At 27.6% G+C, this 13,840-nt stretch carries 14 protein-coding genes; 5 read left to right on the forward strand and 9 right to left on the reverse strand.

The window, feature by feature from the left end; translation table 11 throughout:
• Positions 1 to 58: 58 nt before the first annotated feature.
• Complete coding sequence (locus ACKTTQ_RS18965) at positions 59 to 931, reverse strand: M57 family metalloprotease (protein WP_093871866.1); 873 nt, start codon at positions 929 to 931, stop codon at positions 59 to 61.
• A 140-nt stretch (positions 932 to 1,071) separates the two neighbouring features.
• Positions 1,072 to 1,707 carry an endonuclease III domain-containing protein gene (locus ACKTTQ_RS18970; protein ID WP_093871865.1) on the reverse strand — a complete coding sequence of 212 codons (636 nt, stop codon included), beginning with the start codon at positions 1,705 to 1,707 and terminating at the stop codon, positions 1,072 to 1,074.
• A gap of 123 nt (positions 1,708 to 1,830) precedes the next feature.
• Here ACKTTQ_RS18970 and bcp point away from each other — a divergent pair, with 123 nt between their 5' ends.
• Complete coding sequence (gene bcp, locus ACKTTQ_RS18975) at positions 1,831 to 2,286, forward strand: thioredoxin-dependent thiol peroxidase (protein ID WP_093871864.1); 456 nt, start codon at positions 1,831 to 1,833, stop codon at positions 2,284 to 2,286.
• On the opposite strand, the gene ACKTTQ_RS18980 is transcribed toward bcp, so the two are convergent.
• Both ACKTTQ_RS18980 and ACKTTQ_RS18985 read right to left on the reverse strand, forming a co-directional pair.
• A complete protein-coding gene (locus tag ACKTTQ_RS18980; RefSeq protein WP_408050130.1) occupies positions 2,283 to 2,906 on the reverse strand; it encodes a response regulator transcription factor in 624 nt (207 codons plus the stop codon). The two genes, bcp and ACKTTQ_RS18980, sit on opposite strands and share 4 nt — an antisense overlap.
• Complete coding sequence (locus tag ACKTTQ_RS18985; RefSeq protein WP_408050131.1) at positions 2,893 to 4,707, reverse strand: sensor histidine kinase; 1,815 nt, start codon at positions 4,705 to 4,707, stop codon at positions 2,893 to 2,895. Before ACKTTQ_RS18985 ends, ACKTTQ_RS18980 begins: the two co-directional genes overlap by 14 nt.
• 165 nt (positions 4,708 to 4,872) lie before the next feature.
• Between ACKTTQ_RS18985 and ACKTTQ_RS18990 the strand changes: the two genes are divergently transcribed.
• Both ACKTTQ_RS18990 and ACKTTQ_RS18995 read left to right on the forward strand, forming a co-directional pair.
• Positions 4,873 to 5,901, forward strand: coding sequence for a lipid A-modifier LpxR family protein (locus ACKTTQ_RS18990; RefSeq protein WP_093871861.1), 1,029 nt, complete (start codon positions 4,873 to 4,875; stop codon positions 5,899 to 5,901).
• A gap of 11 nt (positions 5,902 to 5,912) precedes the next feature.
• Positions 5,913 to 6,182 carry a response regulator transcription factor gene (locus ACKTTQ_RS18995; protein ID WP_093871860.1) on the forward strand — a complete coding sequence of 90 codons (270 nt, stop codon included), beginning with the start codon at positions 5,913 to 5,915 and terminating at the stop codon, positions 6,180 to 6,182.
• Between the two features lie 3 nt (positions 6,183 to 6,185).
• Here ACKTTQ_RS18995 and ACKTTQ_RS19000 read toward each other — a convergent pair whose 3' ends face one another.
• From ACKTTQ_RS19000 to ACKTTQ_RS19020, 5 genes are all read right to left on the reverse strand, one after another.
• Entirely contained in the window at positions 6,186 to 7,082 is an 897-nt protein-coding gene (locus ACKTTQ_RS19000) for a sterol desaturase family protein (RefSeq protein ID WP_093871859.1), read from the reverse strand.
• Positions 7,083 to 7,158: 76 nt separating this feature from the next.
• Positions 7,159 to 7,797: an alpha/beta hydrolase gene (locus ACKTTQ_RS19005; RefSeq protein WP_408050132.1), complete on the reverse strand. Its 639-nt coding sequence runs from the start codon at positions 7,795 to 7,797 to the stop codon at positions 7,159 to 7,161.
• A 3-nt stretch (positions 7,798 to 7,800) separates the two neighbouring features.
• A complete protein-coding gene (locus tag ACKTTQ_RS19010; RefSeq protein WP_113785492.1) occupies positions 7,801 to 8,130 on the reverse strand; it encodes a hypothetical protein in 330 nt (109 codons plus the stop codon).
• Between the two features lie 2 nt (positions 8,131 to 8,132).
• Positions 8,133 to 9,392: a dihydroorotase gene (locus tag ACKTTQ_RS19015; RefSeq protein WP_408050133.1), complete on the reverse strand. Its 1,260-nt coding sequence runs from the start codon at positions 9,390 to 9,392 to the stop codon at positions 8,133 to 8,135.
• The gene (locus tag ACKTTQ_RS19020) at positions 9,389 to 11,338 is read right to left on the reverse strand and encodes a BatA domain-containing protein (RefSeq protein WP_408050134.1); all 1,950 of its coding nucleotides are present in this window, start codon (positions 11,336 to 11,338) and stop codon (positions 9,389 to 9,391) included. The genes ACKTTQ_RS19015 and ACKTTQ_RS19020 overlap by 4 nt, the downstream gene beginning before the upstream one ends.
• Before the next feature lie 122 nt (positions 11,339 to 11,460).
• Here ACKTTQ_RS19020 and ACKTTQ_RS19025 point away from each other — a divergent pair, with 122 nt between their 5' ends.
• Positions 11,461 to 12,126 (forward strand): methyltransferase domain-containing protein, encoded by a 666-nt coding sequence (locus ACKTTQ_RS19025; protein WP_255405265.1) that lies wholly within the window; start codon positions 11,461 to 11,463, stop codon positions 12,124 to 12,126.
• Positions 12,127 to 13,719, forward strand: a complete 1,593-nt coding sequence (gene bshC, locus ACKTTQ_RS19030) for a bacillithiol biosynthesis cysteine-adding enzyme BshC (RefSeq protein WP_299136442.1) — start codon at positions 12,127 to 12,129, stop codon at positions 13,717 to 13,719.
• Positions 13,720 to 13,840 lie beyond the last annotated feature (121 nt).

The following is a 13,840-nucleotide window of genomic DNA, read 5'->3' on the forward strand; positions in this document are numbered from 1 at the left end:
AAAGATTATATGTCTGTTGTTTTGTCTTTATTAAATTAGATTTGTTAAAAGACTCTTTTTAATAAATATACTCTAAAGCGATTTTGTCATAATTACTTAATTCCCCTTGAACATGAGAAGGAAAACAAGCATTCATAATAGAGTTACTATCATTACTTGCTCCTGCTGTACCTGGAATATATACAGCACCAGCTGAGCCTGCAGATTCCCCAGATTGGCGACATGATTGTCTTGTATTCCAATCTGTATGTCTTAAACCTATGGCATGACCAATTTCATGTGTCATTAAACCTTCTATTATTTGTGTGTCATTTGAGTTATTAGCTCCTTGATTAATTCTTACCCAATGTCCTGGCAATCCGTTGTTTTGTGGGAAATTTGCTCTACCTCTAATTCCATCTGCAGGAACATCATTTGTATCTGTTGTACGATAAACTACAATATCGCTACTTGAAAATTGAGTACTAAATACTAATTGCATGTTAATGCTTGAATTTAAGTTGTTGAAATTGTTTACAGCATACTGTAGTCCAGTTCTTGCAGTAGAACTTAAAGCATTAACTCCACCAGTGTAACCAACAACTTTAATTGTTGAAGGAGAACTTACTAAGTTGTATGTTCGATACTGCCTTTTTGAGCTTGTACTAGATTTTGATTGTTGTGTTCCAATTTTCATTAATTCTTCATGAGAAATTGTTACATCTCCTTCAACTTCATATAGTTTTTCTGTTTTTCCGTCAAGTGATTTGAATGTGACGGTTTTAATATAGTCAACATTTAAATTGACTTCTTTTAATTTGTTAATTACTTCTATAGAAATTTCGTCATCCTCTGTTAAATTAGGATCGTTTACATTTCCATCATTGTTACATGAGTTTAGTGTTGCAAGCGCTAGAAGTACACCTGCTGTTTTTAAATAAATACGTTTCATTTGTGTTAAAATTTAATTAAATGTTTCGTAAATATTGTAAAAATTAACAACAAAGAGATGTTATATTAACTGTTTGTTAATGAGTTGTTTAAAATGAGACAAATTTAGTTTAAATGTTAATTTTTTGTTAATAAAAATTTTTATTTTAAAACAGATTTTCTTCCTATAGTTTTTGTAATAATGTCATTTTCTACTTTCCACCCTCTTGCAGGTGAATATTCTCTACCATAATAAATAATTTGTAGGTGTAATTTATTCCATAACTCTTTTGGGAATAATCTTTTTGCATCTTTTTCGGTTTGCGCTACATTTTTTCCATTAGTTAAATTCCATCTGTACATTAGACGATGAATATGAGTATCAACAGGAAAAGCAGGAATATTAAATGCTTGAGCCATTACAACACTTGCAGTTTTATGGCCAACAGCAGGCAACTCTTCAAGGTCTTCAAAACTTATAGGAACCTTACCGTTGTGTTTGTTAATTAAAATTTCAGATAAACCATGTATTCCTTTTGATTTCATAGGAGACAATCCTACAGGTTTTATGATGTCTCTAATTTGATCAATAGTTAGTTTTACCATATCATATGGATTATCTGCTTTTTCAAAAAGCAAGGGAGTAATAGTATTCACTCTAGCATCAGTACTTTGAGCAGACATTAATACGGCTATTAATAAAGTATAAGGATCTTTATGATCTAATGGAATTGGCGTTTCAGGATATAACTCTTCTAAAGTGTCAATAACAAACTGTACTTTTTCTGCTTTATTCATTTTATAGTAACTATTAAATTAAAGTAACCAAAGGTACAAAGTGTTTAAATAATATACTTGCTTCATTTTAGGGTTTTATTTTTAGACTTTGTAACTTGCATACTTTAAAAATGAAATAATAATATGACTACAATAAAGAAAGGAGACGCTGCTCCAAATTTTGAATCAAAAGATGAAAAAGGGAATGTAATAAAGTTAGCAGATTATGCAGGTAAAAAACTAGTATTGTTTTTTTATCCAAAGGCAAGTACGCCAGGTTGTACAGCAGAAGCATGTAATTTACGTGATAATTATGAAACTTTTATTGCTAAGGGATATGCTATTTTAGGAGTAAGTGCAGATAGTGCTAAGCGTCAACAAAATTGGATTAATAAGCATGAACTACCATTTCCGTTGTTAGTTGATGAAGAAAAAGAAGTAATTAATGCTTTTGGTGTTTGGGGACCAAAAAAGTTTATGGGGAAAGAATATGATGGAATTCATAGAACTACTTTTATTATTGATGAAAAAGGAATTATCGAAGATGTTATTTTAAAAGTAAAAACAAAAGATCATACGAATCAAATTTTACAAGATTAGGGTAAAATTAATCCATTTTTGATTCCATAACGTATAAGTTCAGGAGTATTATTTGTATTTGTAATTTCAAATAGTTCTCGTTTATGAGATTTTAAAGAACTTTCAGAAATATATAAAATTTTTGAAAGCTCTTTTTCATTCTTATTCGAATGATCATATAAAGCCCTCAATACCTCAATTTTTCGTTTGGTAAAAGAAGTATTACCAATAATAATTTTTGAAGTATTCTCTTTTAATATATTAAAGCTATTGTTTGTTAGTGTTTGTAAAATTATAGGTTTAAAATTTCTTAAATCTGAATCTTTGCCAACAAATTGGTCAATCCCTTTTTCAGTTGCTTCTTGTTTGGTTAAATTGTTGTTTAGTGTAGTTAATAAGATAATTTTAAAATCATCTCTGTTTAACCTTATCTTATCAATATAGTTTAAAGAGCTAGATCCATTAAAGTTTACATCTAAAATTAAAACATCTAAAACACTTGTATTTGTGTAATTTATAAGATTTTCAATGGAATAAAATGTCGCTTTTACATTAAATTCATTATCTAGTTCTATACTGTCTTTTAAAGCTTCACAAAAAAAACGATTATCATCAGCAATAACAATATTAATTTTCTTCATTTTTGGGTATTTTAATAACAAAAGAACTTCCGTGATTTTTAGTAGAATTAATTTCTAAAGTACCTTTCATTTCTTCTATTCTAGCTTTTATATTTTTTAAACCATAAGAGTTTAATTTTTCATTATTAATATTAAAACCGATACCGTTATCTACTACTTCTAATATAATATTGTTTTTTTGATACAGGCTAACATGTATTTCAGTTGCTTTTGAATACTTAATAGCATTTGTAATTAATTCTGATAATATTCTATATAAATGTACACATTTGTGTTGTGAAATTTCTGTGTTTTTAAATGAGAAATGGGGTTTTATAACATTATTAGATACTTTATTTATTTTATCACAAAACTCAATTAAATTGTCTATAAAATTTTCTGAATTAATTTTAGGAGAGTATAAGCTATTCAAGAGATAGCGATATTCATTATAAAAGGAATCTAAAATTTCTTGAACTTTTTCAGGAGTATTCTCAGATTTTTGAAGTAAACGTAGTTTTAAAGCTTCTAAATACCCACCAAAACTATCATGTACATTACTTAATAATTTATTACGTTCATTTTGTTGAATTTCAATAGTTTTATTTTGAAAGTTATATTTTAACTCATCACTAATTTTTTTTAATTGTGTGTATTTTTTTTGAGATTTAATAACTGAACTAAAAATATATCTAGTAAAACACAAAATTTCAATTACCAAGGCTATATAAAAAATGTTGGCAGTTCCATAAATCCACCAATTGCTATCAGTATTTTTTGGGTTAATACCTTGTGATAGTATAAGACTAATAATAGGTAAAGCAAAGGCAAAGATTAAATAACTTGGAATTCTTTTTTTTCTAACGAGATATATGTGATTAATAAACCATATAAGTATTATTATTTTTAAAATAACCCAAACATATATGTATAGGTTCATCATACCTCCTGCAAAATATTTGTATATGTAAAGTATGATAAGTGGAATTGTAAGATAGGTTCCCCATTTAAAAATGTTTTTAGAAAGAACTTCTCTTTTTGAAAAAGTATAAAACTTCATGTAGAAATATCCCATGCAAAATACAGCAATGGTTTGGCTTAAACTTCTTATGTTTTTAGTTACAAAAGAATAGTCTGACCATATAAATTGAATACCTAAACCTTTGCCAGCAAGAAACTCTATGATCATACATAAAATGTAAACAGCGTAAAAAAGTACACTATATTCCTTTTTAAGTATTGAAAAGTAAAGTAAAATTATAATCATTGAGGTTAAGAAAGCCAGAAATAAACCAAATTGAATGTATTCTAATTGAGTTCTTTTTAAAAATTGATTCTTAGTTTCTAAATGGAATTCAAGTCGAGTTCTACTGCCTCCATTTTTAATGTTTAATACTGCCTCAGTATTCTTAAAAGAATTTGCAGGAATTACCCATGTTGGGTGTCTATAAAAAAAGAATTTATAAGGAAACTCTTTAAAATAAGAAATTTGATGTAAAGCTGTAATTGAGTCTGAATTATTTAAGTAAAGCTTTCCATAAGAAATATAAGAAGAAGAAAGAGTTAGGTAATAATCTTCATTTGATTTTTTTACAGGAATATTAAACCACCAATTTTTATTTCCTAGTTTTTTATATATGTGGTTTATTTTTTCTTTACGGAAATTATTATTCTTGAAATTAGAGACTACTTCATGTATAGTTAATTCTTTTTTTGAAGAAACAACTTCTATTTTGTTATAAATAGAAATACTATCTTTTTGTTGAGAAAAAGTAAACAAAAAGAAAAAAAGTAGAGTAGTAGTTAGTAGCTTAGTGATCATAATTTTATTAAAAACACCATACTAAAGTATGATATTTTTATTTGAAACATCAATTAGTTTTGTATTAATATTTACAATGTTGTTGAATAAGCTTTAAACATACTTATTTTTTTAAGTATTAAAATAAATAAGTAATTTAATGTATTTAAAAATATTAGGTAGGTTATGTGTAAAAAAATATATTTATGTTTCGCATTTTTGATAGTTGTTTCTTTCACATTAAAGTCACAAAACAAAGAGAAATCAATTAATTCATCAGGGTTTAGTTTTGCTATAGATGAAGACTTTTTTGTAAAACCATTAGGATTAAATAAAGATAGAAATTATACTTTAGGATTCCATTTCTCTAATTTTAATTCAAAATGGAATTCTATTTTTTCTAAGACTTTAAAAATTCCCAAAGCTGAAAATAATCTTCTTCCTTCTGAGTTTTCTCTTGATGTAGTAGCATTTACCCCAAACATAATAAGTAAAGAAGAAATTCAATACAATGATAGACCTTATTCAAACGTGCTTTTTTTATCTCTTAAAAGACATGGGTTGAATAAAGAAAATACGGAATATTATTCAAAAACTTTATATGTAGGTCTTTTAGGTTCAGGAATCGCTAATTATTTTCAAACTGCAATTCATAGAGCAATGGGATCAGTAGAACCAGAAGGTTGGCATAATCAAATATCTGATGGTGGAGAACCTACAATATTATATACAAGGAAAAGAATGAATTTGCTTCCTTTTAATACCCGATTATTTCAAATGTATCATGGATACACCTATAACTTATTTTATATAACTGGTATTACTTATAATTTAGGATTTAGATTTGGCTGTTTCAATAAAGAGAGTTGGTCAGATGATATGTCAAATTTTGTTGGTAGCGCATCAACTAAAAAGAACAGAGTAACTTTAAAGAAAAGAAAGAAAGAAGTTTACTTATACGCGAATTTAAATACGAATTTGAATGTATATAATGCCTCCTTGCATGGTCAATTTCGAGAAACAAATTATAGGTTGCCATATTCTAAAACTGGTTTTTTAACTATAGATACAAGTTTAGGGCTTGCTTTCTCTTTAGGAAAAGCAACTTTATCTGTATATCATAAGTTACGTTCTCCAGAGATTTGGGATGTAAATTATAAGTATTGGCACAATTGGGGAGGAATATCTCTAGTGTATGAATGTAGTAGTAATTAAAAAGTAAAAAGATGAACGATAGCATAGAAGCACCAATAAAGGAAGAAGAAATAGTGTTTAGAAAAGAAAATGAAGAGCGATATAAATCATTAACTTGTAAAGAGAAAGAAGTTTTTGAATTGGTTATAAAAGGGAATTCAACAAAACAAATCTCTGAAATGCTTTTTATAGCCTCAAATACAGTTTCAACCCATAGAAAAAGAATAAAAGAAAAGTTAGAGTTATTTAGCTCTTCTGATTGGTTTAAATATGCGATAGCGTTTGAAATCCCTGTATTCTAAAAACTAAAGATCTTTTTGTAGTTCTTTACTTGTTTTGGTACTACCATCATGACTCCATCCAGGAGGCATAAAAACATATTTTAAACGAGTTGATAAAGGTAGTTTTTTCTTACGAACAAAAAAGTCTTTGAAGATCTCTTTCCATTCGTGTAAAACTATATTAATAGGACCTTTATCTTCTATTTCTGATGTTAATCCATATTTTATTTTTTCATATTCAGTTTCTTTTTCCTCAGCTTTAAAAGTACCAAACATTCTGTCCCAAATAATTAATACCATTCCCATATTCTTATCTAGGTATTTTGTATTAGAAGCATGATGAACTCTATGATGAGAAGGTGTTACAAAAATATAACCCCATAAGCCTAATTTACTTTTGATAAAATTAGTGTGACACAGAGTTCCATAATTTTGATTCATTGCATAGGCAAACATAATATGTAAAGGCTCAATACCTACAAAAGCTAGAGGTAAAAAGAACATATAACGAAATAAAGGTTGAAAAACTGGAGATCTAAACCCTGTTGAAATATTATAAAACTCTGAATTATGATGAGTTACGTGTACAGCCCAAAAAAAACGAGAATGATGATCTACATAATGATGAATGTAGTATAAAAAGTCTTGCCCAATAAAAGCAAGAAGCCAATAAACTGTTGGGTTTTCCCAGGTTATAAAACGATACTTAAAGCATAATCCCATTACTAAAAACGAAAAGGTTTTCATTAAAAGATCTAAGCTAAAATTAGCCAATGCAAAATATACATTAGTTGCAGTATCTTTAAATTCATAATTTTTTGCTTTAGCTTTATAGCTAAAGTACATTTCTATTAAAATTATTAGAATAAAAAAAGGTGCACTCCAAAAGTACAGTGTATCTTGGTTTAATATATCAAACATCGTTTTGAGAAAATTTATGCAAAAATATTGTATTTTTCTGGGTAAAAACTGACATTAGTCATGTTTTAACACTTGGTTATAATCTTTTTAAGATCCATTCTTTAAAACTATAAAAGTTTTGAGGAGCAACTCCATGTCCAACTGGATATTCAGAATACTCATTCTTTAAATTATTTTTTGTTAAAAATAAAGGTGCTTTTCTAGCCCAATCAACAGGTAAAACTTGATCTACAGTTCCATGTGATATATAGTAGTCTGTTTGTATGTTGTTGCTAAGTTCATTAGGTAATAACTCATCATTTATATAACCACTTAAAGCAATTACATGTTGAACTTTGTTTGGTGAATTTAAACTTACTGCATAACTTAAAATAGCACCTTGACTAAATCCTAATAAAAACGTTTTATCTGGATTTGTAGTATACTTAGCTTTTATTTCATCAATAAAATCAGTAATTTTAGTTACTGATTCTTTAGCTTCAGGTATATCAGAGAATTTACCACCACTTGCATCAAGGTTTATGGCATACCATGCATACCCACCAAACCCCATATCATGAGGAGCTCTAGCGCTAACTATAAGTAATTCATCAGGTAATTCTTCAGCAAATGAAAATAAATCTTGTTCATTACTACCATATCCATGTAGTAATAGCAACAAAGGAGGGTTGTCAACTTTGTTTTTAGGCTCTCTAACTATATAGTGTAAACTCATTAATTATATTGATTTAAATTGGTTTTGGAAAAACTCTCCAACAATAGGAACTATTTTTTTTTCTCCTTTTAAAACACCTATAAAACTAATGATCCAAAGAACAATTATTACAATGTTAATGCACCAGCCTGTAAAACCTCCAAGAAATTTATACACAAACCATCCGTTTATGATAGAAGCTAAATGAATTCCCATCATTTGTCGAATATAAAAGCTGGCAAATGGATTTTTCTTATTATTATTTAAAACTAAAGCTATTAATGTACCAATAATCCAAAAATGGCTTATGATTGCATTCGTTTTTCCTTCTTCCATAATACTTAGATTACTCATTTTTATGAATTTAATATTAATTGCTTATTATTAAAAATACCGTAAATTTTACCTCTTAATTTTTTATTCAAAAAAACACTATTCTTAGAAGTAGAAAGTATGTTATTTTTTGTAAAAGTATATTCTCCATTTGGAGTAAATAAAGATAAATTGGCTTTTTCGTTTTCTTTAATGGTATTCAATTTAATTTGAAAACGTTCTTTAGGGTTTTTAGATAAGCAATTGGTAATTGTTTCTAAATCTAAAATTGTGTTTAGAGCTCCAAAAGCACTCTCTAAACCTATAGTACCATCCTTTGCAATAGAGAATTCTACTTTTTTATGCTCTATATCTATAGGGTTGTGATCAGTGGTAATTATATCAATAACTCCATCTCTTACTCCTTTTACTAAAGCTTTCACATCTTTTTTGGTTCTAAGAGGCGGATTCACTTTTTTATTTCCATCAAAACCATGTAGTTCATCATCAGTTAAAAGTAAATTATGAACAGCAACACTACAACTTACATCTAATCCTTTCTTTTTAGCCTCTTTGATTAGCTTTACAGATTTCTCTGTTGTAATTGTTGGGATGTGTAATTTACCTCCAGTGTACTCTAATAAAAATAAATCACGAGCTACTTGCATTTCTTCTGCAAGGTTAGGGATACCTTTTAAACCTAAGGTGGTGCTATTTACACCTTCATTGGCAACACCATCTCCAGCAATAGCTTTGTTTTTTGGGAAACTTAAAACTAAACCATTAAAATTTTGAGCATACAATAATGCTATTTTTAATAAGTTATCATTATTAATAGGCTTATTATAGTCTCCAAATGCAACAGCTCCCGATTGTTGCATGTCATATAGTTCAGCCATTTCAATACCCTTGCTTTGTTGTGTTAAAGTTCCAATAGGGTATAGGTTTGTGGCAAAATTAGTAGCCTTATTTATTAAAAATTCAACTGAAGCTTTATTTTCAGTAACAGGGTTGGTATTTGGGTTTACGGCTATTTCAGTAAAACCACTTTTTGCAGCTACTTCTAAACCATGTTTAATGGTTTCTCTCTCTTCATATCCTGGTTCTCCCAAGGAAACACTTGTATCAAACCACCCAGTAGAAACATGCAAGTTATCTAGTTTAACGGTTTTGTATTCTTTTTGATTAGGTATGTTGTTATCAATTTTAGTAATTGTTCCGTTAGTAATTAAAATATCTTTTACTTGATTGTTAAACGGACTTGAAGTGTCTATAATTGTAGCCGATTTTAGCAGCGTTGTCATGGTTTGAAGAATTTTAATATCAAAATTTCAAGAAGCAAAGATACAATGGAAAGTATTAAAAACCATTTCCAAAGCCATTGAACTTCATTTTTTTTATGAATACTACGTAGGGTATCTTTAACAGATGTTGATATACTACTATTATTATTTTGTAAATCAACTATACTTTTTAGCGTTAAATAATTTAGTAAACTTTCTTTTTTATTGTAATTGAAAGCTATACTTTTTAGGGTGTCCTTTTGTTGGGAAATATAGTTGAAACCAGCTTTTAAAGGTTGATTATTAGTTGTAATTCGAATTTTGTTTTGATATACTTGTTGTAAAGGAATAAATGAATTATTTTCATTATTAATGGCTAACACAACCTCTTTTCCTAATTGTTTATTAATATCAATGTTATTTTTCGTATTAACTATATAATACAGTTTAGATAGCTGTAAACTTTGTTTTCCCATATTATAAAAAAGTGGGACAATTAAAGGTGAGTTTGTAAAATTACTATTGCTTCTTAGTAAAGATGCAGCTACCCAAAAAACACTAGCTTTTGGTAAATTTACTTGAGATACAAAAGGAGTATTATTTTCAAAAAATAATATGTTACTAGAGTTTTTTAGTAAAGAAGAATATGAACTAACAGTATTAGGGTATTGAAAATTACTAACTTTTTTTTCAAAAACATTTTTAAAAATAGGATGTTTAAAATTTACACTTGTTATTTTTAAGCTATCGGTATTTTTCTTTAGAATACGACCAATACCTAACTTTTTAAATAATTTATTATAAGATGTAATAGAAATGTTTTTACTTGGAATTATAGTTAAATCACCTCCTTTGTTTAAATAATCAAGTAAGCTAGTAATTAGAGTTTCAGGTAAATTTTCAATTTCATTTAAAATGATGAGTTGTTGTTTTGGAATTGCATTATAGTTTATATTCTTAATAGATGATTGTAGAAAGTTAAATTCATCTTTTGTATAAATTTTATTTAGAAAAGATGTTTGTTCTCCAATAGATAGAACGTTAATTTTTTCGTTGGTAACTAATGAAAAATAATAAGAATTATCAAAAGAAAAAGCATCTTTAAAATTTAATAGGACCTTACCTAAAAACTCAGGTGTTTTTTGAATAGAAAAAACTACTTTTTGGATACTATCTTCTTTAATATTAAAAGTTTGCTTATTAATAAGTTTTTTATTGTTGTATATAGCAATAGGAATATTGTTTTTAGCGATTCCTTGGTTACGTATTAAAATATTGATTTCAAAATTAGAAGAGTTAGTATCGTTTACAGATATACTATCAATAGAAAGATTTTCCTTTAATTGAGGAGTTAATTGTACATAAGAAGTGCTTTCATTAAAATTCTTAAAAACATCTTCTGATGAGTTTTGAAAATCTGAAATTATAATACTTTTGTTAATCGAATTATGTGTTATTTTTTCAGTAGAAATTTTCAAAAAAACATCTTTTAAAGTTTTCTCTTCAGATGTGTTTTCAATTTTTAATAAAATGTCTTTTAGTTCAGAAGCAGTTTTATTTTGATGAAAGTTATTGTTAGTTTGTAATGAGTATGTTGCTTTCTCAGATAAATTTTCTATTAACTCTTGTATTGCAACTTTTAATAAATCTCCCTTATTTCCTTCAGTGTTTGTGCTAAGTGAGTTATCTAAATATAAAAAGAAATGTTCTTGCTTATCAGCTTTTTTATTACTAAAATATGGTTGAGAAAACGCTAAAATTATACAACATAATAATAAAAGCCGTGTAGCTAAAATTAGCCATTTCTTAATTCGTGAACTTTTACGTGTTTGTAAAACTAGTTTTTGTAAAAAGGCTACATTAGTAAAAGGAACCTTTACAAATTTTTGTAATTGAAATAGATGCACTAAAATTGGAATAATTAAAAGTGCTAAAAAGTATAGAATCTCAGGATGTTTAAATTGCATATTTTTCTAAAAACCAATTGTAAAAATAACTAAAATCCTTCTTACAAAAACAAACAAGTTAAAAATATGTTAGAAGAGCTAATCATTTTCGACCAAAGATTAAATTTTACTATTTTTGAAGTATGACTACAAAAGAAAGTGATTGTAAGATTTCAGAACCTATAAACTTAAAAAAACATTGGAACTCTGCATACATAAATAAAGGAACTGATGAACTTGGTTGGTATGAAAGGAGTGCTCAAAAAACTATCGATTTAATTAACAAAACTGGGGTTTCCAAAGGAGCATCTATATTAAATGTTGGAGTAGGCACTTCTGTTATTATTGATGAATTATTAGAAGAAGGATTCACAAATTTAATAGCTAATGATTTTTCTGATGAGGCACTAACTAAAGTTAAAAGCAGATTAAATGGTAAAGCGGAGGAAGTTATGTTTATTGCAGATGATTTGTTGAATGCAACTACATTAAATAAGCTAACAGATATTGAAGTTTGGAATGATAGAGCTGTTTTACACTTTTTTTTAAAGGAAGATGAACAAACAACTTATTTTAATTTGTTAAAGCAAGTTGTAAAACAAAATGGTTTTGTAATTATAGCCGTTTTTTCATTGGATGGAGCTAAAAAATGTTGTGGATTGCCTTTGCAATTATACGATGAGAAAATGTTGCAAGAAAAATTAGGAAAAGATTTCAAGTTAATAGAAAGTTTTAAACATACTTTTATAAACCCTAATGGTGGTGAAAGACCTTATGTTTATACATTGTTTCAAAGAATAAATAAGTAAATGAAAACGACACAAATACCATTTAAAAATACAGGTTTTTTCTCTAAAACAATGATTGATTACTTAGAGGAAGATAAACAAACAAAACCATTTTATGGTAACTTTCCTTCTGTTAAAGGATTGGAAAAACAATTAAATGTTAAAAAAGATTCAATTAAAGAAAAAACAAGAAAAGCTTTAGTGAATGTTTTAAAAAAACAATATCAAAAAGTTAAAACAACTGAATTAACCCTAAACAATATAGATAAATTACAATTTGGAAATACCTTTACTATCACTACAGGTCATCAATTAAATTTATTTACTGGACCGTTGTATTTTTTGTATAAAATAATATCTACGATTAACTTATGTGAAGAATTAACGTCGAAGTTTCATGGAAATAATTTTGTGCCTGTTTATTGGATGGCAACTGAAGACCATGATTTCGAAGAGATTAACTATTTTAACTTTAAAGGAAAAAAAGTGCGATGGAATAGTGATCAAACTGGTGGGGTAGGTCGTTTTTCAACTGAAGGACTTGATGAAGTATTGAATGTGTTTTCTAATCATTTAGGGAACTCTAAAAAAGCTCAGTATTTAAAGGAGCTTTTTGAAGAAGCATACGTTAATCATTCAAATTTAGCAGATGCTACTCGATATATAGCGAATGAGTTGTTTGGGGAGTACGGGTTGGTAATTTTAGATGCCGATGAACGAGAGTTAAAGCAAGAGTTTATACCTTATATAACTAAGGAGCTAAAAGAACAAGTATCTTTTAGGAAAGTTAATGAAACCATAAAAGAATTAGGTAAGAATTACAAGGTACAGGTAAACCCTAGAGAGATTAATTTATTTTATTTGACAGAAGGTGTTCGAGAGCGAATTATATTTAAAAATGGAGTATACACTGTAAATAATACCGATATATCATGGGATTTAGATAGTTTAGAATTACATTTAAAAGAATGTCCAGAATGTTTTTCTCCTAACGTAATTATGCGTCCACTATACCAAGAGGTAATTTTACCTAATCTTTGTTATATTGGTGGTGGGGGAGAGTTAGCATATTGGTTTCAACTTAAACAATATTTTGAAGAAGTTGAAGTGCCTTTTCCAATATTATTATTGCGTAATTCAGTGCAAGTTTTATCAGAAAAACAAGCTAACAAATTAGACAAATTAAATGTCACTATTGAGGAATTATTTGTTAAACAAAATGAGTTATTAAAGAAAAAGGTAACTGAAAAATCTGATGTGTCATTTGATTTTGATAAACAGAAAGAGTTCTTAGAAAAACAATTTAATGATTTAAGAGACATTGCAAAAAGCACGGATGTTTCTTTTGTTGGAGCTGTAAATGCTCAAGAAAAAAAACAGCTAAAAGGGCTCGTTAACTTAGAAAAACGTTTGTTACGTGCTGAAAAACGAAAACAATATGATTTAGTACAAAGAATAACTGAATTACAAAGTGAAATATTGCCAAATTTAAGTTTAGAAGAACGCCAACGTAATTTCTCAGAATATTATTTAGAGTATGGAAATAGCTTTATTAAATATTTAAAAGAAAACTTACATCCTCTAGATTTACAGTTTACTGTGATGACTATTTAATGTGAAGTTTCTTATTTGAGTTTGTAAAGAGAATGTGATGACCAATAGTAGATTTGATTATTAAAATTTATTATAGTGATATTTAAGTAGCTGATAAGTCTTAATCCTTACTTTTGCAGAA

The organism is Tenacibaculum halocynthiae, assembly GCF_964512825.1.
Taxonomy (GTDB): Bacteria; Bacteroidota; Bacteroidia; order Flavobacteriales; family Flavobacteriaceae; genus Polaribacter; species Polaribacter halocynthiae.

Coding starts and splice junctions, on each gene's coding strand:
- ACKTTQ_RS18965 (WP_093871866.1), bottom strand. CDS start 931: ATGAAACGTATTTATTTAAAAACAGCAGGTGTACTTCTAGCGCTTGCA.
- ACKTTQ_RS19010 (WP_113785492.1), bottom strand. CDS start 8,130: ATGAGTAATCTAAGTATTATGGAAGAAGGAAAAACGAATGCAATCATA.
- ACKTTQ_RS18990 (WP_093871861.1), top strand. CDS start 4,873: ATGTGTAAAAAAATATATTTATGTTTCGCATTTTTGATAGTTGTTTCT.
- bcp (WP_093871864.1), top strand. CDS start 1,831: ATGACTACAATAAAGAAAGGAGACGCTGCTCCAAATTTTGAATCAAAA.
- ACKTTQ_RS18970 (WP_093871865.1), bottom strand. CDS start 1,707: ATGAATAAAGCAGAAAAAGTACAGTTTGTTATTGACACTTTAGAAGAG.
- ACKTTQ_RS18980 (WP_408050130.1), bottom strand. CDS start 2,906: ATGAAGAAAATTAATATTGTTATTGCTGATGATAATCGTTTTTTTTGT.
- ACKTTQ_RS19025 (WP_255405265.1), top strand. CDS start 11,461: ATGACTACAAAAGAAAGTGATTGTAAGATTTCAGAACCTATAAACTTA.
- ACKTTQ_RS19005 (WP_408050132.1), bottom strand. CDS start 7,797: ATGAGTTTACACTATATAGTTAGAGAGCCTAAAAACAAAGTTGACAAC.
- ACKTTQ_RS19000 (WP_093871859.1), bottom strand. CDS start 7,082: ATGTTTGATATATTAAACCAAGATACACTGTACTTTTGGAGTGCACCT.
- ACKTTQ_RS18995 (WP_093871860.1), top strand. CDS start 5,913: ATGAACGATAGCATAGAAGCACCAATAAAGGAAGAAGAAATAGTGTTT.
- ACKTTQ_RS18985 (WP_408050131.1), bottom strand. CDS start 4,707: ATGATCACTAAGCTACTAACTACTACTCTACTTTTTTTCTTTTTGTTT.
- ACKTTQ_RS19020 (WP_408050134.1), bottom strand. CDS start 11,338: ATGCAATTTAAACATCCTGAGATTCTATACTTTTTAGCACTTTTAATT.
- bshC (WP_299136442.1), top strand. CDS start 12,127: ATGAAAACGACACAAATACCATTTAAAAATACAGGTTTTTTCTCTAAA.
- ACKTTQ_RS19015 (WP_408050133.1), bottom strand. CDS start 9,392: ATGACAACGCTGCTAAAATCGGCTACAATTATAGACACTTCAAGTCCG.